At 73.0% G+C, this 21,297-nt stretch carries 16 protein-coding genes; 14 read left to right on the top strand and 2 right to left on the bottom strand.

Translation table 11 applies throughout. The features are described from left to right. The first annotated feature begins 386 nt into the window (after positions 1-386). The 9 genes from iolC (at position 387) to JNO44_RS17210 (ending at position 12,811) form a co-directional block, all read left to right on the top strand. The gene (gene iolC, locus JNO44_RS17250) at positions 387-1,379 is read left to right on the top strand and encodes a 5-dehydro-2-deoxygluconokinase (protein ID WP_205365094.1); all 993 of its coding nucleotides are present in this window, start codon (positions 387-389) and stop codon (positions 1,377-1,379) included. A 91-nt stretch (positions 1,380-1,470) separates the two neighbouring features. Beyond that, positions 1,471-2,358, top strand: a complete 888-nt coding sequence (locus JNO44_RS17245) for a Cgl0159 family (beta/alpha)8-fold protein (RefSeq protein ID WP_205365093.1) — start codon at positions 1,471-1,473, stop codon at positions 2,356-2,358. A gap of 148 nt (positions 2,359-2,506) precedes the next feature. Beyond that, complete coding sequence (gene iolB / locus JNO44_RS17240; RefSeq protein WP_240167571.1) at positions 2,507-3,544, top strand: 5-deoxy-glucuronate isomerase; 1,038 nt, start codon at positions 2,507-2,509, stop codon at positions 3,542-3,544. Beyond that, a complete protein-coding gene (iolD, locus tag JNO44_RS17235; RefSeq protein WP_240167570.1) occupies positions 3,541-5,577 on the top strand; it encodes a 3D-(3,5/4)-trihydroxycyclohexane-1,2-dione acylhydrolase (decyclizing) in 2,037 nt (678 codons plus the stop codon). Before iolB ends, iolD begins: the two co-directional genes overlap by 4 nt. Positions 5,578-5,613: 36 nt before the next feature. Continuing rightward, the gene (locus tag JNO44_RS17230) at positions 5,614-7,107 is read left to right on the top strand and encodes a CoA-acylating methylmalonate-semialdehyde dehydrogenase (RefSeq protein ID WP_205365092.1); all 1,494 of its coding nucleotides are present in this window, start codon (positions 5,614-5,616) and stop codon (positions 7,105-7,107) included. A gap of 206 nt (positions 7,108-7,313) precedes the next feature. Then, the gene (locus tag JNO44_RS17225; RefSeq protein WP_240167569.1) at positions 7,314-8,456 is read left to right on the top strand and encodes a hypothetical protein; all 1,143 of its coding nucleotides are present in this window, start codon (positions 7,314-7,316) and stop codon (positions 8,454-8,456) included. Between the two features lie 137 nt (positions 8,457-8,593). Beyond that, positions 8,594-11,368 carry an alpha/beta fold hydrolase gene (locus JNO44_RS17220; RefSeq protein ID WP_205365091.1) on the top strand — a complete coding sequence of 925 codons (2,775 nt, stop codon included), beginning with the start codon at positions 8,594-8,596 and terminating at the stop codon, positions 11,366-11,368. Continuing rightward, positions 11,365-12,225: an ABC transporter permease gene (locus tag JNO44_RS17215; RefSeq protein ID WP_067351380.1), complete on the top strand. Its 861-nt coding sequence runs from the start codon at positions 11,365-11,367 to the stop codon at positions 12,223-12,225. Before JNO44_RS17220 ends, JNO44_RS17215 begins: the two co-directional genes overlap by 4 nt. Positions 12,226-12,373: 148 nt before the next feature. Then, positions 12,374-12,811 (top strand): hypothetical protein, encoded by a 438-nt coding sequence (locus JNO44_RS17210; protein WP_205365090.1) that lies wholly within the window; start codon positions 12,374-12,376, stop codon positions 12,809-12,811. 79 nt (positions 12,812-12,890) lie between these two features. Here JNO44_RS17210 and JNO44_RS17205 read toward each other — a convergent pair whose 3' ends face one another. Then, positions 12,891-13,913, bottom strand: a complete 1,023-nt coding sequence (locus JNO44_RS17205) for an alpha/beta hydrolase (protein ID WP_205365089.1) — start codon at positions 13,911-13,913, stop codon at positions 12,891-12,893. A 439-nt stretch (positions 13,914-14,352) separates the two neighbouring features. Here JNO44_RS17205 and JNO44_RS17200 point away from each other — a divergent pair, with 439 nt between their 5' ends. Beyond that, positions 14,353-16,419, top strand: coding sequence for an FUSC family protein (locus JNO44_RS17200; RefSeq protein WP_205365088.1), 2,067 nt, complete (start codon positions 14,353-14,355; stop codon positions 16,417-16,419). A 163-nt stretch (positions 16,420-16,582) separates the two neighbouring features. Continuing rightward, positions 16,583-17,758, top strand: a complete 1,176-nt coding sequence (gene mreB / locus JNO44_RS17195) for a rod shape-determining protein (protein WP_205365085.1) — start codon at positions 16,583-16,585, stop codon at positions 17,756-17,758. 73 nt (positions 17,759-17,831) lie between these two features. On the opposite strand, the gene JNO44_RS17190 is transcribed toward mreB, so the two are convergent. Beyond that, positions 17,832-18,581, bottom strand: a complete 750-nt coding sequence (locus JNO44_RS17190; protein ID WP_205365083.1) for a TetR/AcrR family transcriptional regulator — start codon at positions 18,579-18,581, stop codon at positions 17,832-17,834. Between the two features lie 97 nt (positions 18,582-18,678). On the opposite strand from JNO44_RS17190, the gene JNO44_RS17185 reads away from it, so the two are divergent. From JNO44_RS17185 to JNO44_RS17175, 3 genes are all read left to right on the top strand, one after another. Then, entirely contained in the window at positions 18,679-20,061 is a 1,383-nt protein-coding gene (locus JNO44_RS17185) for an FAD-dependent monooxygenase (protein WP_205365081.1), read from the top strand. Positions 20,062-20,250: 189 nt separating this feature from the next. Next, positions 20,251-20,835 (top strand): LURP-one-related family protein, encoded by a 585-nt coding sequence (locus tag JNO44_RS17180; RefSeq protein WP_205365079.1) that lies wholly within the window; start codon positions 20,251-20,253, stop codon positions 20,833-20,835. 192 nt (positions 20,836-21,027) lie between these two features. Then, positions 21,028-21,210, top strand: a complete 183-nt coding sequence (locus JNO44_RS17175) for a hypothetical protein (protein WP_073442311.1) — start codon at positions 21,028-21,030, stop codon at positions 21,208-21,210. The last annotated feature ends 87 nt before the right edge of the window (positions 21,211-21,297 follow it).

Raw genomic sequence — 21,297 nt, 5'->3', positions numbered from 1 at the left:
TGGGTTGTGGGGCACAGCCTCTCTGCCGCCCTGGGGAGTGTCAAGACTTCGTCCTGACATAAGGACTTAAGGACTTGGTGGGGCGAGGGCGGCTCGGGTGGCCCTGGTGTCCTGGGCCGCCCTCGGGGCCCAGGTGCCTCAGGTGGCCCTGTTGGCGCGGGTGGGGCGGCGGGTTCGATGGCCGGGATGGGGTGGCTGACGTCATAATGTAAGGACAAACTGTTGACAGGGTTTGTGGCTGGCCGTTAGACCTTTGGTCGGAGCTGGAACCGGCGGGGAGAGCCGGTTCCGATCGACCGACCCGTCGCGCCGGCCTCCCCCGAACCCTCGGATCCGCCCGAGCGGGGGAACCCCACCGCCGCGCCGGGCGACCCGAAGGGGCGTCTATGACCGAGCCGTACGACCTGATCACCATGGGGCGCATCGGGGTGGACATCTACCCGTTGCAGACCGGGGTGTCGCTCGCCCAGGTGGAGACGTTCGGGAAGTTCCTCGGCGGGTCCGCCACCAATGTGGCGGTGGCGGCCGCTCGGCTGGGGCGTCGTAGCGCCGTCATCAGCCGCACCGGACAGGACCCGTTCGGGGAGTACGTCCATCAGGCGCTGCGCGACTTCGGCGTCGACGACCGCTGGGTGACCCCGGTGCCGGACCTTCCCACGCCCGTGACGTTCTGCGAGATCTTTCCGCCGGACGACTTCCCGCTCTACTTCTACCGTCGCCCCAAGGCCCCCGACCTGGTCATTCACCCCGAGGAGCTGGACCGGGAGGCGATCTCCGCGGCCGGGATCTTCTGGATCACCGGCACCGGACTGTGCGAGGAGCCGAGCCGCGGCGCCACCCTGGCCGCGCTGGAGGCCCGGGGCCGCAGCGGCATCACCGTCTTCGACCTCGACTGGCGGCCGATGTTCTGGGGCGGGGAGGGCGGCGCCTCCGGGGACGGCGGGGCGACCGGGGCCGCCGCGATGGCCGCCGCCCGCCCGTACTACGAGGCCGCGCTGAAGCATGCGACGGTCGCGGTCGGCAACGTCGACGAGGCCGAGGTCGCCACCGGCCTCCGGGACCCGAAGGCGTGCGCCGAGGCGCTGCTGGAGAGGGGTGTGGAACTGGCCGTCGTCAAACAGGGGCCGAAGGGGGTGCTCGCCGTCCACCGGGACGGGCGCACCGCCGAGGTGCCGCCCACCCCTGTCGAGGTCGTCAACGGGCTCGGGGCCGGCGACGCGTTCGGCGGGGCGCTGTGCCATGGGCTGCTGGCCGGTTGGGAGTTGGCGCCGATGATGCGTTACGCCAACGCCGCCGGGGCGATCGTCGCCTCCCGGTTGGCATGCTCGTCCGCGATGCCGACGGCCGGCGAGGTCGAGGAGTTCCTTGCCGGGCGGTGAACGGGGCGCTCGCTCGTCCCGTCCACCCCTTCTCCTGCCCCTTCCTCAAGCCCCGCCCCCACTCAATGTCCTCAAGAAGGTGAGTTGAGCCTTGACTCCTCGGATCAGTGACCTCCCGACGCTGCGGGCCCGGCATCCCGAAGCCGTCGCGGAGGCCGCCGCCCGCCGCGCCCGGCGCCCGCTGCTCGGCGACAACGGCCGACTGATGATCGTCGCCGCCGACCATCCGGCCCGGGGTGCGCTCGCCGTGGGTGACCGCCAACTGGCCATGGCCAACCGCCTGGACCTGCTGGAGCGGCTGGTCCTGGCACTGTCCCGGCCCGGTGTGGACGGGGTGCTGGCCACCGCCGACATCCTGGAGGACCTGCTCCTCCTCGGTGCCCTCGAAGGCAAGGTCGTCATGGGTTCCATGAACCGGGGCGGCATCGCGGGCGCCTCCTTCGAGATGGACGACCGCTTCACCGGCCACCGCCCCCAGGACATCGCCCGGCTCCGCTTCGACGCGGGCAAGCTCCTGCTGCGCATCGACTACGACGACCCCGGGTCGCTGACCACTTTGGAGGCCACCGCCCGAGCCATCGACGCGATGGCGGAACGGCAACTCCCCACCTTCGTCGAACCGTTCCTCTCCCGACGGGTGGACGGGGTGGTGCGCAACGACCTCAGCCCGGAGGCCGTCACCCGTTCCGTCGCCATCGCCTCCGGCCTCGGCGGCACCTCCGCCTACACCTGGTTGAAGCTGCCCGTCACCGACGACCCCGAGGCGATGGCCCGGGTCTGCGAGACGTCCACCCTGCCCGCCGTTCTCCTCGGCGGCGAGGTCGGCGGGACCGTGGCGGAGCAGGAGGCCGCCTACGAGAAGTGGCGCAAGGCGCTCCGGTTGCCGACCGTGCACGGCCTGGTCGTCGGCCGCTCGCTGCTCTACCCGGCGGACGGCGACGTGGCCGCCGCGGTCGATACGGCCGTGGGACTTCTGTAGGCGTGGGACTTCGGCAGCCGTGGGCGTCCTGCAGTCCTGCGGCCGCGGCGCCGTGCGAAGAAGGACTTCACTGTCAGTGGCGAGGAGGAGACTTGCAGTCATGAGTGCTGAGTTTGCGGATACGGCAGATGTGACAGGTACGGCAGATATGACAGGTACGGCAGGTACGGCGGATGGGGCGGATGCGGCGCGTGTCGTGGCCGCCGGAGGCGCGGTCGCCCCCGCGCCCGTAGCCGCCGGTGGGTTCCACCTGGTCGCGGGCCGCGGCGCCGACGGGCCGTATGCGCTGGACGTCTCGCCCGAGAAGGCCGGTTGGGGCTACTCCTCGCTGCGGATCCTCGAACTGCCGCCGGGCGGCCACCACACCTTCGCCACCGGCGACAGCGAATGGATCGTGCTGCCCCTCTCCGGCGGTTGCACGGTCCGCGCGGACGCCTCCGAGGACGGCGCCGGCGACGCGGCCGTCCCCGCCGGCGGGACGTTCGAACTGGCCGGGCGGGAGAGCGTGTTCAGCGGGGTGACGGACTTCGCCTACGTACCGCGGGACGCGCGGGTCCGGATCGACAGCCGGGCCGGCGGGCGGTTCGCGCTCACCGGGGCGCGCTGCGAGCGCCGGCTGCCCGCTCGTTACGGCGCCGCGTCCGACGTGCCCGTGGAGCTGCGCGGCACCGGCAGCTGCTCGCGGCAGGTCAACAACTTCGCCGCGGCAGCCCCCGCCGGAGGCGACAGTCGACAGGGTTTCGCGTGCGATCGGCTGATCGCGGTGGAAGTGCTCACCCCCGGCGGCAACTGGTCCTCGTATCCGCCGCACAAGCACGACGAGTGCCGCCCCGGGGAGGAGGCCGAGCTCGAAGAGATCTACTACTTCGAGATCGCGGCCGCCCACGGGACGGAGGGGCTGGGCTATCAGCGGGTGACGCCCTCCGGGCGCGGGCGCGGTACGGACGTCCTGGCCGAGGTCCGCACGGGGGACGCGGTGCTGATCCCGGACGGGTGGCACGGCCCGTCCATCGCCGCCCCCGGGCACGACATGTATTACCTCAACGTCATGGCGGGGCCCGGCGAGAAGCGCGAGTGGCTGATCTGCGACCACCCCGACCACGGCTGGATCCGCGCGACCTGGCCGCAGCAGCCGGTCGACCCCCGACTCCCTCTGTACGAAGCACCGGCAGGAGACCCGCGATGACCGCCCCCCTCAACACCCCCGGCGACGCCCCGTCCCACGCCCCGAGCAACGCCCCGGTCACCGTCCCCGCCGAGGGCGCGACGAGCGATCCGACGGCCGTCGCGGCGCAGGGCGCGGCGGCGGACGGCGGCACCCGGCGGCTCACCGTGGCGCAGGCGCTGGTCGAGTTCCTCACCCACCAGTACACCGAGCGGGACGGTCGCCGGCACCGGTTGATCAGCGCCTGCTGGGGCATCTTCGGACACGGCAACGTCGCCGGTATCGGGCAGGCGCTGCTGGAGTCCGGCAGCGCGGCGCCCCGGGGGGCGGCCGGCGCGCCGCCGCGACTCCCGTACCTCCAGGGGCGCAACGAGCAGGCCATGGTGCACGCCGCGGTGGGCTACGCCCGGCAGTGCGACCGGCTCTCCGCGCAGGCCGTGACGACCTCCATCGGACCCGGCGCCACCAACCTCGTCACCGGTGCCGCGCTGGCCACCGTCAACCGCCTCCCGGTGCTCCTGCTGCCCGGCGACGTGTTCGCCGCCCGGCCCGCCGACCCGGTGCTCCAGCAGCTCGAAGTGCCCTTCGCGGGCGATGTGTCGGTCAACGACGCGCTGCGCCCGGTCTCCCGCTACTTCGACCGGATCACCCGCCCCGAGGCGCTGATCCCGGCGGCCCTCCAGGCGATGCGGGTGCTCGCCGACCCGGTCGACACCGGCGCGGTCACCCTCGCGCTGCCGCAGGACGTGCAGGCCGAGGCGTACGACTGGCCGGTGGAGTTCTTCGCCGACCGGGTGTGGCGGGTGCCCCGCCCGGCGCCGGACGCCGACGCCCTGGCGGACGCCGTCCGGGCCGTCCGGGCGGCCCGCCGACCGCTGATCGTCGCGGGCGGCGGCGTCCACCACAGCGAGGCGGAGGAGGCGCTGCGGGCGTTCGTCGAGGCGACCGGCATCCCGGTGGCGTCCACCCAGGCGGGCAAGGGGTCGTTGGCCCACGACCACCCGGCGGACGTCGGTGGCATCGGGCACACCGGCACCGCCACCTCCGACGGGCTGGCCCGGCGGGCCGACCTGGTGATCGGTGTCGGCACCCGCTACACCGACTTCACCACCGCCTCGGCCACCCTGTTCGCCGAGCCCGGGGTCCGCTTCGTCAACCTCAACATCGCCGCGTTCGACTCCCACAAGCTCGGCGCGCTGGCCCTGGTGGCCGACGCCCGCGCCGGGCTCGACGCGCTCCGCGGGGCCCTTGCCGGCCATCGGGTCGCGGCGGCCTACGAGGCGGAGTACGCCGCCGCGAAGGCGGACTGGGAGCGGCGGGTGGATGCCGCCTACGAGGCCGCCGACCCGTCGGCGCAGCCGTCGCAGACCCAGGTCCTCGGCGCGCTGGACGCGGTCGTCGACGCGTCCGACATCATCCTCAACGCGGCCGGTTCCCTCCCCGGCGACCTGCACAAACTCTGGCGCGCCCGGTCCCGCAGGCAGTACCACCTGGAGTACGGCTACTCCTGCATGGGCTATGAGATCCCGGCCGCGATCGGCGTCCGGATGGCCGCTCCGGACCGGCCGGTGTGGGCGCTCGTCGGCGACGGTACATACCTGATGAACCCCACTGAAATCGTCACCGCGGTCCAGGAGGGCATCAACATCACCCTCGTCCTCATCCAGAACCACGGCTATGCCTCCATCGGCGGTCTCTCCCAGGAGACCGGCGGCGAGCGCTTCGGCACGGACTACCGCTTCCGCGCCGCGGACGGCACGTACACCGGCGCTCCGCTGCCCGTCGATCTCGCCGCCAACGCCGCCTCGCTGGGCATGCGGGTGCTGCGTGCCACGACGGTCGCCGAGCTGCGCACCGCGCTCGCCGAGGCGCGTGACGCAAAAGCGCCCACATGTGTCTACGTGGAGACCAAAACGACTGACACTGTGCCGGGCGCGCCGCCGGCACAGGCCTGGTGGGATGTACCCGTTGCCGAGACCGCGACGCGTCCGGCGGCGGTCGCAGCCCGCAAGGCGTACGACGAGCACGCCGCCGCGCGCCGCCGCCACCTCTGACATCCGCTCTGCCGCACCGTACGAAAGGCCCCTCGCATGAAGACCATCAACCACTGGATCGGCGGGAAGCCCGTCGAGGGCGTCTCGGGCAACTTCGGGCCGGTCTACAACCCGGCCACCGGCGCCCAGGAGAAGCAGGTCGCCTTCGCCTCCGTCGAGGAGGTGGACGCCGCGGTGCGCACCGCCAAGGAGGCGTTCCGCAGCTGGGGCACCAGCTCGCTGGCCAAGCGCACCTCGGTGCTGTTCAAGTACCGCGAGCTGGTGGACGCGCACCGCGACGAGCTGGCCCAGCTGATCACCGCGGAGCACGGCAAGGTGCACTCCGACGCGCTCGGCGAGGTCGCCCGCGGCCTGGAGATCGTCGAGCTGGCCTGCGGCATCCCGGAGAAGCTCAAGGGCGAGCTGTCCACCCAGGTCTCGACGCGGGTGGACGTGGCCTCGATCCGGCAGTCGCTGGGCGTGGTCGCCGGCATCACGCCGTTCAACTTCCCGGCCATGGTGCCGATGTGGATGTTCCCGATCGCCATCGCGTGCGGCAACACCTTCGTCCTGAAGCCGAGCGAGAAGGTGCCCAGCGCCGCGTTCAAGCTCGCCGAGCTGGCCGCCGAGGCGGGCCTGCCCGACGGCGTGCTGAACATCGTCAACGGCGACAAGGTGGCCGTCGACGCCCTCCTGGAGCACCCGGACGTCGCCGCGGTCTCCTTCGTGGGCTCCACCCCCATCGCCCGCTACATCCACACCACCGGCACCACCCACGGCAAGCGCGTGCAGGCGCTGGGCGGCGCCAAGAACCACATGCTGGTCCTCCCGGACGCCGACCTCGACCTGGCCGCCGACTCCGCGATCAACGCCGCATACGGCTCGGCCGGCGAGCGCTGCATGGCGATCTCCGTGGTGGTGGCCGTCGGCGACACCGCCGACCCGCTGATCGGCAAGATCAAGGAGCGCGCCGACAAGCTGCGCATCGGCCCCGGCGACGACCCGGCCTCCGAGATGGGCCCGCTGATCACCAAGGCCCACCGCGACAAGGTCGCCTCCTATGTCACCGGCGCCGCCGCCCAGGGCGCCGACGTCGTCATCGACGGCACCGGCTACACCGTCGAGGGCTACGAGGACGGCCACTGGATCGGCGTCTCGCTGCTGGACAACGTCACGCCGGAGATGGACGCCTACCGCGACGAGATCTTCGGCCCGGTGCTCTCGGTCGTCCGCGTCGAGACCTACGAGCAGGCCATCGAGCTGATGAACTCCTCGCCGTGGGGCAACGGCACCGCGATCTTCACCCGGGACGGCGGCGCGGCCCGCCGCTTCCAGCTGGAGGTCGAGGCCGGCATGGTCGGCGTGAACGTGCCGATCCCGGTCCCGGTGGGCTACCACTCCTTCGGCGGCTGGAAGGACTCGCTCTTCGGCGACCACCACATCTACGGCAACGACGGCGTGCACTTCTACACCCGCGGCAAGGTCGTCACCACCCGCTGGCCCGACCCGTCCGACGGCGGCATCAACCTGGGCTTCCCGCGCAACCACTGAGCGGCAGCCAGGCCCCCGGCCGGCGGGGCGCCCCCCTCACGGGCGCTCCCGTCCGGACTCCCTGCCGGACCCCCGCCGGCAGGGAGTCTCCCCCGCACCCGGCAACGGACCGCCGCCCAGGGGGAGACCGTGCGGACGGGCGTTGCTACGGTGCTCCTCGCGCCGCCGGAGGCCGGCGGCGCGGCACTGACACGACGGGGGACGAGATGGCACAAGGCATGGCGCTGGCCAAGGGCGCACGGATCACCGGGGGCATCCTCTGCCTGCTGTTCTTCCTGTGGACGGCGTACTGGCTCGCCGTCGACATCGGCGCGTTCGGCGTGGTCGGCGTCTGGGACGGCTGGATCGGTGCCCGCGGACCGGGCGTCAACGAGGTCACCAACCCCGTCCAACTCGGCTTCGGACTGCTCCAACTGGCCGCCGCCGGCGCGGCGTTCACCGGTCGCCGGTCGGCCGGCGGACTGCTGGCCGTGGCCACCACCGTCACCTTCGCCACCGCCCTCCAGGCCCTGGTCAGCGTGGGCAACCACACCAGCGACGAGCGCTGGTTCCGCAACGCCCAGACCGGCACCGCCACCTTCGACGGGGTCTTCCTCAGCAGCCTGCCGCTGTTCCTGCTGACCCTGGTCGCCGGCGTCGTGCTGCTCGCCGGGATGCGTTCCTGGCCGCGCCCGGCCCCCAGTGGGCCGCCGGCCCGCCCGGGCCGGGCCGGCGGCGTGCTCGGCGGTCTGGTGCTCGGCGCGATGGCGCTGTGCTACGTCGTCTACCAGGTCTACATGCTGGTGCAGGGCGGCCCCGAGACCTTCACCATGCTCTACCTGGGCAAGGGCGTGCTGTCCTCGCTGCTGGCGCTCGCGCCAGGCTGGTACGCGGTGGTGTTCTTCCTGCTGACCGCGATCGCCGGCCTGAACTGCCTGACCCGCGGCTGCGCGGCCCGCGGTCTCGCCCTCGGCCTGGCCATCGCCCTGCTGCCCAGCGCCGTGCTGACGGTCGTCTCGTTCCTCGCCTCCGGCACGTTCCTGGAGATGAGCAAGACGATGCCGGGCCTGAGCATCATCATCTGCGTCCAGCTGGCGCTCGATCTGTTCGGTTCGCTGGCGCTGGTCGCGCTGATGGTCCGCGGCGAGCCGGTCGCGCCCGCCTGGCAGCCGCCGTCCCCGGCCCTCGCCTTCGCCGGCCCCGGATTCGTTCCGGGCCCCGTGGCCCCGCCGCAGGCCGGCTGGCAGCAGCCCGGCTGGCAGCAGCCCGGCCCGCCGGCGATGCCCCCGGTCGGTGGCCCGCCCATGCCGCCCGGCGTGCCGCAGCCCCCGCACCCCCCGCAGAGCGGTTTCGGCCCGCCGCAGTACTGACCGCGGCGGGACGCAGCGCCGTTCGGGCCCGTACCACGGACGCGGTACGGGCCCGAACGGCGCTACTCCATGAGGAGGGGGCCCGGTTCCGCCCCGGGGACGGGTCGCCCGCCCGGGCCGGTACCTAGGATTCAGCCATGGATCTCCGACTGCGCGGGCGCCGGCTCTATGCCGCCGTGGGCGCGCTGGCCCTCCTCATAGGAGGCGGCACCTGGGTGGCCGCCGCCTCGGACGCCCCACCCTCCGTGCACCGCGAGGACCACTTCCTGACGATGCCCGAGACGCCCGGCGGCCCGGGCACGGTGCGGATCGACACCTCCTTCTTCACCGCCGGGGGCGCCGCCGGCCGCCGGCCCGCGGTCCTCCTCGGCCACGGCTTCGGCGGCAGCAAGTCCGATGTCCGCGCCGAGGCCGAGCAGTTGGCCCGGGACGGCTACGCGGTGCTGACGTGGTCGGCGCGCGGCTTCGGCAAGTCCACCGGCAAGATCGGGCTGAACGACCCGAACGGCGAGGTCGCCGACGTCAGCCGGCTGATCGACTGGCTCGCCGAGCGTCCCGAGGTGCGGCTCGACAAGCCCGGCGACCCGCGCGTGGGCATCGCCGGCGCCTCGTACGGCGGCGCGATCGCGCTGCTGGCCGCCGGGCACGATCCGCGCGTGGACGCCATCGCCCCGCAGATCACCTACTGGAACCTCGCCGACGCCCTGTTCCCCAACGGGGTGTTCAAGAAGCTGTGGGCCGGGATCTTCTTCACCACGGGTACGGCCGGTTCCGCCACCGGAGCCCCGGCCGCCCCTTCGGCCCCTTCCACCTCGTCCGACGCATCCGGTCCGTCCGACCCGTCCGCGGCGTCCGGCGGCTGCGGACGGTTCCAACCCGCCCTGTGCGCGATGTACGAGCGGGTCGCGGTCAGCGGCACACCGGACGCCGCGGCCCGCCAACTGCTGGCGGCCCGCAGCCCCTCGGCCGTCGCCGACCGCATCAAGGTGCCCGCCCTGCTCATGCAGGGCCAGACCGACTCGCTGTTCCCGCTCGGCCAGGCCGACGCCACGGCGCGGGCCCTCCGCCACAACGGCGCGCCCGTCGCCGTCGACTGGATCGCCGGCGGGCACGACGGCGGCGACCGCGAGACCACCCGGCTCACCGCCCGCACGTCGGCGTGGTTCGACCGCTACCTCAAGGGCGACCCGCACGCCGACACCGGGCCGGCGTTCCGGATCAGCCGCAGCGGGGGAGTGAACTCCACCGACGGCACCGTACGGCTGCGCGGCGCCGGCGCCGACGACTACCCGGGCCTGGACCACGACCCCCGCCGCATCCCGCTGACCGGCCGGGAACAGCGCTTCGCCAACCCCGCAGGAGCCGCCCCGCCGGCGATCTCCGCGGTCCCCGGCGCCGGCGCCCTCGGCAACCTCTCCGCGCTCGGCGCCGGCGGCCTCTCCCTGGACTTCCCCGGCCAGTACGCCCACTTCGACTCGGCGCCGCTGCGCACCGCCGTCCGCCTCACCGGCAGCCCCACCGCCACCGTGCGGATCCGCTCCAACTCCCCGGACGCGGTGGTCTTCGCCAAGCTCTACGACGTCGCCCCGGACGGCCGCCGCCAACTGCTGCCGTCCCAACTGGTCACGCCGTACCGCATCGAAGGGGCCGGGGAGGGCCGCACCGTGCGGCTCCAACTCCCCGCCGTCGACCATGACTTCGCGGCCGGGCACCGGCTGCGCCTGGTGCTCTCCGCCACCGACCTGGGCTACGCCACCCCCGTCGAGCCCGCCACCTACACCGTCTCCCTGGCCGGCGGCGGGGGCACCGCCGCCGCCACGACGGGCGAGCTGAGCGTGCCCACCGCGCCCGAGGTGCGCACCGCCGCCGCCCCGCTGCCCGCCTGGACCTGGGCGCTGCCCGCGGTCGCCGCGGTGGTGGCCGCGCTGCTGCTGCTCACCGCCCGCCGCCGGACGGCGGCACCGGCCCCCGACCCGGCCCTGGCCGACGTCCCGCTGCAGATCACCGATCTGAGCAAGCGCTACGCCAAGTCCACTGACCGGTACGCGGTCCGCGACCTCACCTTCCGGGTCGAACGCGGCCAGGTGCTGGGCCTGCTGGGACCCAACGGCGCCGGCAAGACCACCACCCTGCGGATGCTGATGGGGCTGATCCGCCCGGACGGCGGGGAGGTCCGGGTGTTCGGCCAGGCGGTCCGGCCGGGCGCGCCGGTGCTGTCCCGGGTCGGCGCGTTCGTCGAGGGCGCCGGCTTCCTGCCGCACCTGTCCGGCCGCGCCAACCTCGACCTGTACTGGCAGGCGACCGGCCGGCCCGCCGCCGACGCGCACACCGAGGAGGCGCTGGAGATCGCCGGCCTGGGCGACGCCCTGGAGCGCGCGGTGCGCACCTACTCGCAGGGCATGCGGCAGCGCCTGGCCCTGGCCCAGGCCATGCTGGGCCTGCCGGACCTGCTGATCCTCGACGAGCCGACCAACGGCCTGGACCCGCCGCAGATCCGCGAGATGCGCGAGGTGATGATCCGCTACGCCGCGGCCGGCCGCACCGTCATCGTCTCCAGCCATCTGCTGTCCGAGGTCGAGCAGAGCTGCACCCACCTGGTCGTGATGGACCGCGGTCGGCTGGTCCAGGCCGGCCCGGTCGGCGAGATCGTGGGCTCCGGCGACACCGTGCTGATCGACGTCGGCGCCGCAGCGCCGCTGCCCGACGCGGTGGTGGAGAAGGTCGACGCGCTGCCCGGCGTGGTCTCGGCGGTCCGCGCCGACGAGGGCCTGCTGGTCCGGCTGGCCGCGCCGGACGGCACCCCGCACCTGCTGGCCGAACTCGTCCGGCTGGAAGTCCCGGTGCACCGCGTCGGCCCGCACCGCCGCCTGGAGGACGCCTTCCTCACCCTGATCGGAGGAGACGGACGATGACCGCGACCACCCCGGCGGCCGCGCCCGGCTACCGCGCCCGCCGCACCCTGCCGCTGCGCGTCGAGGCCCGCCGCCAGCTGCGCCGCCGCCGCACCCTGGTGATCGGCGCGATCCTGACGCTGCTGCCGTTCGTCCTGGTCGCGGCGTTCGCGATCGGCGGCGATCCCAGCACCCGGAACACCGGCCGGATCAGTCTGATGACCACCGCCACCGCTTCCGGCGCCAACTTCGCCGCCACCGCGCTGTTCGTCTCCGCCGGCTTCCTGCTGGTGGTGCCGGTCGCGCTGTTCTGCGGGGACACCGTGGCCTCGGAGGCGAGCTGGGCGTCGCTGCGCTATCTGTTGGCCGCGCCGGTGCCGCGGGCCCGGCTGCTGCTGAGCAAGCTGACCGTGGGGCTGGTGTTCAGCGCCGCCGCGATGCTGCTGCTGCCGCTGGTCGCGCTGGCGGTGGGCACCGCCGCGTACGGCTGGGGCCCGCTGCAACTGCCCACCGGGGGCGCGCTCGCCCCGGGCGACGCGGTGCTGCGGCTGGCGCTGGTGACCGGCTATGTCTTCGTCAGCCAACTGGTCACCGCGGCGCTGGCGTTCTGGCTGTCCACGGTGACCGACGCGCCGCTGGGCGCGGTCGGCGGCGCCGTCGGACTGACCATCGTCGGCAACGTCCTCGACCAGGTCACCGCGCTCGGCGACTGGCGTGCGGTGCTGCCCGCGCACTGGCAGTACTCCTGGGCGGACGCCCTCCAACCCCAGCTGGAATGGTCCGGGATGCTCCAAGGCGCCTCGGTGTCGGTGTCCTACGCGCTGGTGCTCGTCGCACTGGCCTTCCGCGGCTTCGCCCGCAAGGACGTGGTGTCCTGACCGGGGCGGGGACAGGGGCCGCAGGGCCGCCGGGCGGCGCGGCCGGATGCGGACACCCGTCCCCCTTTGTTCGGGTTGTCCGGCACCGCAACCATGCGCCGGACATGGCTGTCTACGCAGTCACACGCCCTGAAGGTGAGGACCTGCCATGTCCCGTACCGCATCGCGTCCCGTCACCGCCGTCGCCGCCTGTGCCGCGGCCCTCGGCCTGACCCTCGCCGCCACCGCACCCGCCGCCGCCACCGTCCGCAGCGACCCCGCCGGCCGCCACACCGCCGCCGAGATCCACCGCTTCCTGGCCGGCTTCTACGGCCAGCACGGCCCCACCCCGCACCAGCGCGCGCACCAGGTCTCCGCCTACCTCAAGGACCGTGCCGCCCACACCGACGGCTACGACCTGCTGCTCTGCGCCCAGAACACCCCGCAGGCGATCACCGTCGGCCCGGTCACCACCGCCCAGTCCGCGGGCGTCGGTTGGGCCACCGTCACCACCGGCTGGGACGGCGGCGCCACCCGCAGCTTCACCGCCTACGTCCGCCTGGAGTCGCACCCGATCACGCTCCAGGACGTCGACTGCGGGCAGTGAACCGCCCGCCCGCCATACGACGAGGGCGGTCGCCGCGGACCGAAGCGTCCGCCGCGACCGCCCGCCGGTCGGCCCGTCCTCAGCCGGTCGGCCCCTGCATGTGGGCGCTGACCCACTGCATCGTGCCCATGCCCAGACCCGTGACGTAGGTCTGGCCGCTGTGCGTGCCGTTCGGCACGATCTGCAGCCGCGTCTTCACGTGCCCGTGCCCGTACTGCGCGAGGAACTTCCGCACCTTCGGCAGCACGGTGTACTCCTTGGAGCCGTCCTGGAAGGCCAGATAGACGTCGGGTCCGCCGTGGGCGTTCAGCTGGCGTGCCAGCACCTCGGGGTTGTTCTCACGCATCTCCTTGAGGTGGCCCCGCCACAGCGGCGAGTCCGGGACGATGTCCGGCCCGTTGGGGATCGCCACCTTGAAGTCGTTCGGGTTCTGCAGCACGTTCTTCAGCGCCGAGAAGCCGCCCGACGAGGAGCCCATGATGCACCAGGCGTTGCGGGTCTTCAGGGTGCGGAAGTTCTCCCGGACGAGGTCGGGGACGTCCTTGCTCAGCCACGTCCCGATCTTCGGCTGACCGGGGATGTCGCTGCCGTCGTAGTACTGCTTGTCGTTGGGGTTGAGCACCGGCATCACCACGATGAAGGGCAGGCTCTTGCCCTCCTTCGACCAGGTGGCGAGGCTCTCCTCCAGCTTGAGGTCGGAGCCGATCCAGTAGTTGACCGGGTAGCCGTAGGCGCCGGGCAGCGCCTCCATGACCGGGAAGCCCTTGTTCGCGTTCTTCTTCTCGTAGTACTCCGGCGGCGCCCAGACCCACACCTTCCCCGTGAAGCCGGACTTCTTCCCGTGGTAGGTGGTCACGGCTATCGGGGTGTTCCCACCGGCCCCGCCGACCTTGCTGGTCTCCTGGAAGTTGATCGGATGGGTGGGCATCTGCACCAGCGAGTTCTTGCCGGCCGGCGCGGTCTGCATGGCGGCACCCGACCGCGGACCGCTGAACCGTACGGGCGCGCCCTGGGAGTCGTCGCTCGTCCCACAGCCGGCCGTGGTGCCGAGTACGGTCAGGGCGATCAAGGCGATCACCGGTTTGAAAAGGGATTTGCGCACGGGACCTTCTCCTTGGCGAACGGGCCGGGAGTTGTCCCGACCGGCCAACAAGAGGGGGCGGGGCCGGGACAGGTTTCCCTCCTGGGGTGTCTGCTTGCTCGCACCCTCGGGAACGAAACTGGCCGACCGGCTCTGACCTGTGGTGTTTACGCGCAACGGAGATCTGGTTTACCGTGATTTTCCCGGTGGAGGCGCAACGCGGGCGCCCGATGGCCCCCCGCGCGCCCCCTTCCGGCACACCGGGCGTGCGTCCGCGCCCCGGCGCCGGCCGCCGCCTCCGGCACCCCGCCGCACGCCCCTGCGAGGGTCCGCAGCGGCCCCTCGGGAACCCGCCGCGAAGGCATCCGGGTCGCCCTTCCGCACCGTCCCCCAGCCGCCGCCGGGGGCACCCCCAGCCCGGCACCCGGCCGCCCCTGCTCCCGGCCCGTATTCTCTCGCTATGACCTGGTCGCGTGCGCTGAAGGAAGCCACCCGCTCCGGGCTGACCATCGAACGGGCCAAGCTCACCCCGCTGATCGCGATCCGCGGCACGGTCGGCGTGGCCATCGTCCTCGGCCTGTGCCTGTGGCGCGGCAACCCCGCCCTCGCGGTCTCCTCCGCCTTCGGTGCCTTCTCCGCCGGCATCGTCACCTTCCAGCGCAGCATGCGGCCCCGCCCGGTGCTGGCGCTGGCCGTCGCCGGCGCGCTGGCGATCTCCACCTTCCTCGGCTACCTGGCCGCCGCCCACGTCGTCTGGTTCGTCCTGCTGCTCACCGGCTGGACGTTCCTGGCGGGCATGGCCTGGGCGATCGGGCCGGTCTCCGGCCTCGTCGGCACCCAGACCGTGGCGATCATGCTGATCACCGTCACCCTCCCGACGTCCGTCCTGGGCGCCCTCGAACACGCCGCGCTGATCGCCTGCGGCGGCCTCGTCCAGGCCGCCCTCATCGTCCTCTTCCCGGTGCGCCCCTGGGGCATCCAGCGCGACACCCTCGCCGACGCCCTGGCCGCCGAGGCCGACTACGCCCGCCGGCTGCGGCACGACCCGGTCGCCCCGTTCGACCCCGCGCCCCTGATGGACGCCCGGGCCGCCGCCACCGTGACACCCCGCCAGGCCCGCCGCCGCCCCGTACAACTGCACGGCCCGCGCGGCCTCGCCGAGCGTGTCCGCCCGGTCCTCGCCTCACTGGCAGACCCGGTCGTCGGCGCCCCCCTGGAGGGGCCCGAACGCGACCGCGCCCGTGAACTCCTGGGCGCCGCCGCCACCGTCCTGGACGCCGTCGCGTACGCCGTACGGCACGCCAGCCCGGTCCGGCTGCCACCGGAGGCGGTGGCCGCCCTCGAAGTACCGGCCAGCGGCCCGATGCTCCGCGGGCCCGCCCGGCGCACCGCCTACCGCCTGATCTCCCTCCTCGCCGACGCCGTCGAACTCACCGACGAGCCCGTCGAGGCCACCCGCCCCACCACCGAAGCCGAACGCGGCCACCTGCTGCGCCCCAGCGTCCCCCGGCTCGTCCCGGTCGCCCTGCGCGCCCTGCGCCGCGAGGCCCGCTGGTCCTCGCACGTCCTGCGGCACGCGCTCCGCGTCGCCGCGGTCGCCGCCGCCGGCTACCTGCTCGGCGCCGCCCTCCACTTCGGCCACGGCTACTGGGCCCCGCTCGCCTCCGTCATGGTGATGCGCCCCGACTTCGCCCAGACCTACTCCCGCGGCGTCGCCCGCTTCGCCGGCACCGTCGTCGGCGTGACCCTGGCCGGCGCCCTGATGGCACTGGCCCACCCCGGCGCCTACGTCAGCGCCGCCCTCGCCCTGCTCTGCGTCTTCCTGATGTACCTGCTGATGCGCACCGGCTTCTCCGTCACCTCGGCCTGCATCGCGGCCTATGTCGTCTTCCTGCTCGGCATCGTCGGCGCCGGCTGGGAACAGACCGTCCAGGAACGCCTCGTGCTCACCCTCGTCGGCGGGGTCCTCGCGATGCTGTCCTACGCGCTGTTCCCCGCCTGGGAGACGCCCCGGCTCCGCGACCGCCTCGCCGACTGGCTGACCACCAACGGCCGTTACGCGCTCGCCGTCGTCGACGGCTACGCCCGGCCCGCCGAGCGCCGGCCCCGGCAGGTCCGCGAGGCCCTGCTGGACGCCCGCGCGGCCCGCGCCGCGTGGGAGGCGACCGAGGCCCGCGCCGAGAAGGAGCCGGTCCGGCACCGCGGCCTCCCGCTCGGCGGGGCGCACGCCGCCAGCACCGCGCTCGCCACCATGGGCCGGGTCACGATGATCCTGGAGGCGCACCCGCCCGACCGGGACGCCCGGCCCTCGCCCGGCGCCGCCGCGTTCGCCGCCGCCCTCCGCCCCGCCCTGGACCGCGCCGCCCGGGCCGTCCGCGACGGCGAGGCGATGGACTGGGGCGAGCCGCACGCCGCCTGGGAGCGGTGGAGCGCCGAGGGCGAGCACGAGGGCGTCGCCGTCCGCGCCACCGAGTTGCTCCTGGACGCCCTCGACGACCTCGCCGAGGCACTGCCCCCCGACCCCTGACGACCCGCCCCCGACCGCTTCTGCACCCGGGCGCATCCGCCCCCGCAGGAACTATTCCGCACCCCCAGTAGTCTAGATAATTGCCCGCAATTAGCGTCATTGGCACGTCAATGACGCTCTCTGCGGCGCAATGTCCTCCCGAGAGAGAGCAAGCGAACTCCCCATGGCGTCCAGCACTTCGTCCGGTACGTACGACATAGGCATCGACCTCGGCACCGCCAACACCCTCGTCTACGCGCGCGGCAAAGGCGTGGTGCTGAACGAGCCCTCCGTGGTCGCCGTCAACGCCGCCGGCGACGTCGTCGCCGTCGGGTCGGAGGCCAAGCGCACCATCGGCCGCACGCCCTCCGGGATCACCGCGATGCGCCCCCTCCGGGAGGGCGTCATCGCCGACTTCGACGCGGCCGAGCAGATGCTGCGCGCCCTGATGAAGAAGGCCCTGCCCAGCCGCCGCTTCTCCCGCCCCCGGGTCGTCATCTGCGTCCCCTCCGGCATCACCGGGGTCGAACGGCGCGCCGTCATCGACTCCGCACGGGGCGCCGGCGCCCGCGAGGTGCACCTGATCGAGGAGCCGATGGCCGCCGCGATCGGCGCGGGCCTCCCGGTGGCCGAACCGGTCGGCTGCATGGTCGTCGACATCGGCGGCGGCACCACCGAGGTCGCCGTGGTCTCCATGGGCGGCCTGGTCACCGCCCAGTCCGTGCGGGTCGCCGGCGACGCGATGGACGCCGCCATCTCCACGTACATCAAGAAGGAGCACGGCCTGGCCATCGGCGAGCGCACCGCCGAGGACATCAAGATCGCTATCGGCTCGGCGGTCTGGACCCCGGACGACGACCGCCCGCTCCCCACCCGCCTGGCCGTGGGCGCCGCGTCCGACTCCGTATCCGAGCCCGCGTCCGACGCCGAGACCGACGCCGAGTCGCTCGCGGACAGGGCGGCGCGCCCCTCCCCCCACTCCTACACCGTCCGCGGGAGGGACCACCTCAGCGGCCTCCCGCGCCTCCAGGAGATCACCGCCGAAGAGATCCGCGCCGCCCTCGCCGAACCCGTCGAGGCCATCGTCCGCGCCGTCCACAACACCCTGGACGACTGCCCGCCGGAGCTCTCCGGCGACATCATCGAGCGCGGCATCGCCCTCACCGGCGGCGGCGCCCTGCTCCGGGGGCTGGACCGCCGCCTCCGCGAGGAGATGGGCGTCCCGGTCGTGGTCGCCGACGCCCCCCTGGACTGCGTGGTCAACGGCACCGCCAAGTGCGTCGACGAATTCGCCACCCTCCACGGCCTCCTGACCGGCGCCAAGGAACAGCCGCGGAAGAACGTGCGACTGGGGATGTAGCGCGACGGCGAGGGCCCCGCGCGCAGCACGACGACGAGGGCCCCGCGGGGCGTACGCAGGGCGAGCGGGCTTCTCACCCCCGTCCTGCGTACGCCTCCAGCCCGTCCAGGATCCGCTCCAGCCCGAACTCCCAAGCCTGCTCCCGGGTTTCGCCCCCGGCGGCGCCCGCCAGCGCGGCGCTCAGCGCGGGGAACCGCTCGGACCGCCCGACGAGCAGCTCGTTCAGCGCGGCGCTCAGTGCCGCCTCCGGCTCCTTCGCGGGGGCGCCGCCCACCCCCATCGACGCCGACACCTGCGCGATGGCCCGGACGTGCCCGCTCACCACCAGCACGGCATCCAGCTGCTCGCCGCCGGTCAGCCCGGTGCCCGCGAGCGCCGCCAGCGCGCGCTCCGTCCAGCCGAGTTCGTTGGGGCCCATGACCCGCGGTCCGACGAGAGCGCTCAGCAGCCATGGGTGCTGGGCGAAGACCGCCGCGAGCCGCTGTGCCCAGTCCCGCAGCGCGCCCCGCCAGTCGCCGGCCGCGGCGCCCGCCGGCTCCGGCGGTTCACCCATCGCCGTGTCGATCATCAGGGCGACCAGCTCCGCCTTGCCGGGCACGTACCGGTACAGGGACATCTTCGTGAAGTCCAGCTCCGCCGCGACCCGTTGCATGGAGACCGCGCCGAGCCCGCCGGTGTCGGCGAGGCCGATGGCCGTCCGTGTGATCCGCTCCAGGCTCAGCGCCGGCTTGGGGCCCCGGCTCGGCCGTTCGCGCCCGCCCCACAGCAGCTCGACGCTGCCCGCCTGATCCCCGAACGCACTGCTCTTCTCGTCTCCAGCCACCTCCGCATCCTAAAACTGTGTCCGAGGGTATACAGATCTGTGTCCGGCGGATACAGTTGTTGTGTCGCCACAGCACGCAGACACAGGGGGGCGTCCGATGACGCGCACAACGACACCGCACCACACGGACAAGGCACTTGAGACGCGGGGGACGTACGGGGCGTGCGAGAGGCGCGAACCGACGCCGACCCCCGTCGCGCGGGCCCGGACGGTCCTCATCTCCGGCGCCAGCATCGCCGGCCCGGCCCTCGCCCATTGGCTCGCCCGCTATGGCTACCGCCCCACCGTGGTCGAGTCGGCGCCGGCCCTCCGTGGCGGCGGCTTCGCGGTCGACTTCCGCGGTGCGGCGCACCTGGCGGTACTGCAGAAGATGGGCGTCCTGGAGGAGATCAGACGGCGCCGCACCGGCGGTAGTTCCATGACGTTCATCGACGCCCGGGGGAATCATGTGGCGGCCCTCCCGCCCGAGTTCGCCGGCGGCGACGTGGAGATCCTCCGCTCGGAACTCTCCCGCGTCCTCTACGACCACAGCTGCCCCACTCCCACCCCTCACGACGACACCACCGCCCCTGCCGCCGTCGCCGGCACCACCACCGCATACCTCTTCGGCGACTCCCTCACCTCTCTCACCGAAACCGCCGACGGCGTCCATGTCACCTTCGAGCACGCCCCACCCCGCACCTTCGACCTGGTCATCGGGGCCGACGGCCTGCACTCCACGGTGCGCCGGCTCGCCTTCGGCCCCGAAGAGGACTTCGTCAGCCACCTCGGCTACTACGTCGCCGGCTGGGATCTCCCGCACGGCGCGGCGCCGGACCTTGCCGCCCACGCCGTCGGTTACAACGAGCCCGGCCGACTGGTGACGGTCGGCCGCGTGCCCCGCCGCGCCGGCGACCCCTCCTACGGGGGCGAGGCATTCTGCGTCTTCGCCTCCGAGCGACTGGGCCACGACCGCCGAGACCCACAGGCCCAGCGCGAGGCCCTCGTCCAGGCGTACGAGGGCGCGGGCTGGCGCACCACGGAACTCGTCGGGACCGTCCGGGATGCCGACGACCTCTATTTCGACGCCATAAGCCGCGTCGACGCACCGACGTGGTCGAGGGGGCGGATAGCGCTCCTCGGCGACGCCGCCTATGGCGCCACCGTCGGCGGGATGGGCACGGGCTCGGCGATCGTCGGTGCCTATGTCCTCGCCGGCGAACTGGCCCTCGCGGCCGGCGACCACCGCCGAGCCTTCGCCCGGTACGAGCAGAAGCTGCGGCCGTATGTCTCGCGCTGTCAGGAAGGCGGCCGCGGAACGGGCGCGTTTTTGGCGCCCCTCACCCAGGAGGCGATAGCGGCCCGCAACTCCGCGCTCAACGACCCGGCCGCCCTCACGGCCATGCTCCAGGAGGGCCAGGACATCTCCGCCGACATCTCCCTCGACGACTACCCCTCGCTCGTCCACCACGACACCGGGTCGGACCGGAACGGCAGTTGAGCGCCACCGGCTCCCTCGGGCTCGGCGATGCCCACGGGAGTCGGCGGGGCGGTCAGTGGCTGGGGGATTCACCCGGGAATTCAGGAGAGGGAGGTGACCACTCGGCCCTTTTCCACCCTCCGGTCGGAGGGGGTCTGCTCCGCCTTGAGATGCACGAGTGTGCGTTCTGTCGATGCTTACGGTTCCTGCATGTGGCAGCCCGACGAAATTCTCATGACGCAGAAGATCGCCCCGCTCGTGAACCGGTACGTGTTCACGCTTCCGGAAAGTGGTGAGGTCCTCGCCTTCGCGGAGCAGAAGCGGTTCGCGTTGCAGGAGCAGCTGACCTTGTGGACCGATGAGGGCCGTTCCCGGGAAATCGGCGGATTCAAGGCGCGGGAGGTGATCGACCTCGGGGCCACGTACGACGTGACAGGGCCCGGTGGGGATCTCGTCGGCAGCTTTCGCAAGGACTTCAAGGCGTCTTTTCTGCGGTCCACTTGGCATCTGACGCAGGGGGAGGAGGGCGCCGCCGTGGGCAAGGAACGGCGGGTCGGTGTGGCGCTTGCGCGACGCATGTGGGACGTCGTCGATCTCGTCGTGCCGCTCGTCACTTTGCCGCCCGTGCCGTTCGTCTACCACTTCGACTTCGTCCGGGACGGGCGGCCCGTCCTGGCGGTCGAGCGGAAGTGGGGGATCCGGGACCGGTACGTCATCCGTATCCAGGATCCGGGGTTGGACCGGACGCTCGCGCTCTGCATGGCAGTTGGGCTGGACGCCCTGCAGGGGCGCTGACGGTCGGGCACCGGACAGCCGGGCGGACCGTCCCGCCACATGGTGGGGGAAGAATAGGAAGGTCGGCGGGTTCAAGAGCGTCCTCGGCCTCATTACATTCATTCTCTGACCGCCTCGGAAACTCCTTTGGAATCCCTTCCTCGTTTCCTCGGTGGGCGGTTGGTTTTACGGAATGAAAGGTGTTGTACATTCATGGACGAGTTCGACCTTGACGCTCGCGTGATCGTTTCCGCCGACCCGGCTCAGACGTCGCTGTCCCCGGTTGCCAGCGTCGCCTCGCGCGTCGCCAGCAAGTGGGCCGTCAAGCAGACCATCCGGCAGACGATCAAGATGACGGCCGCCTGCGCCGCCGTCCGCACGAACGGCAAGTGCTGACCGCGCTGCCGATCGAGTCCGATCACCGCGGTGGGGTCCTCCGGAAGGAAACGGAGGACCCCCTCCGAAGAACCTGTAGAGCCCCAC

The organism is Streptomyces noursei (assembly GCF_016917755.1).
In the GTDB taxonomy this organism is placed as follows: Bacteria; Actinomycetota; Actinomycetes; order Streptomycetales; family Streptomycetaceae; genus Streptomyces; species Streptomyces yunnanensis.
The sequence above is the reverse complement of the archived record's forward strand: the minus strand, read 5'-3'. Positions and strand labels throughout refer to the sequence as shown.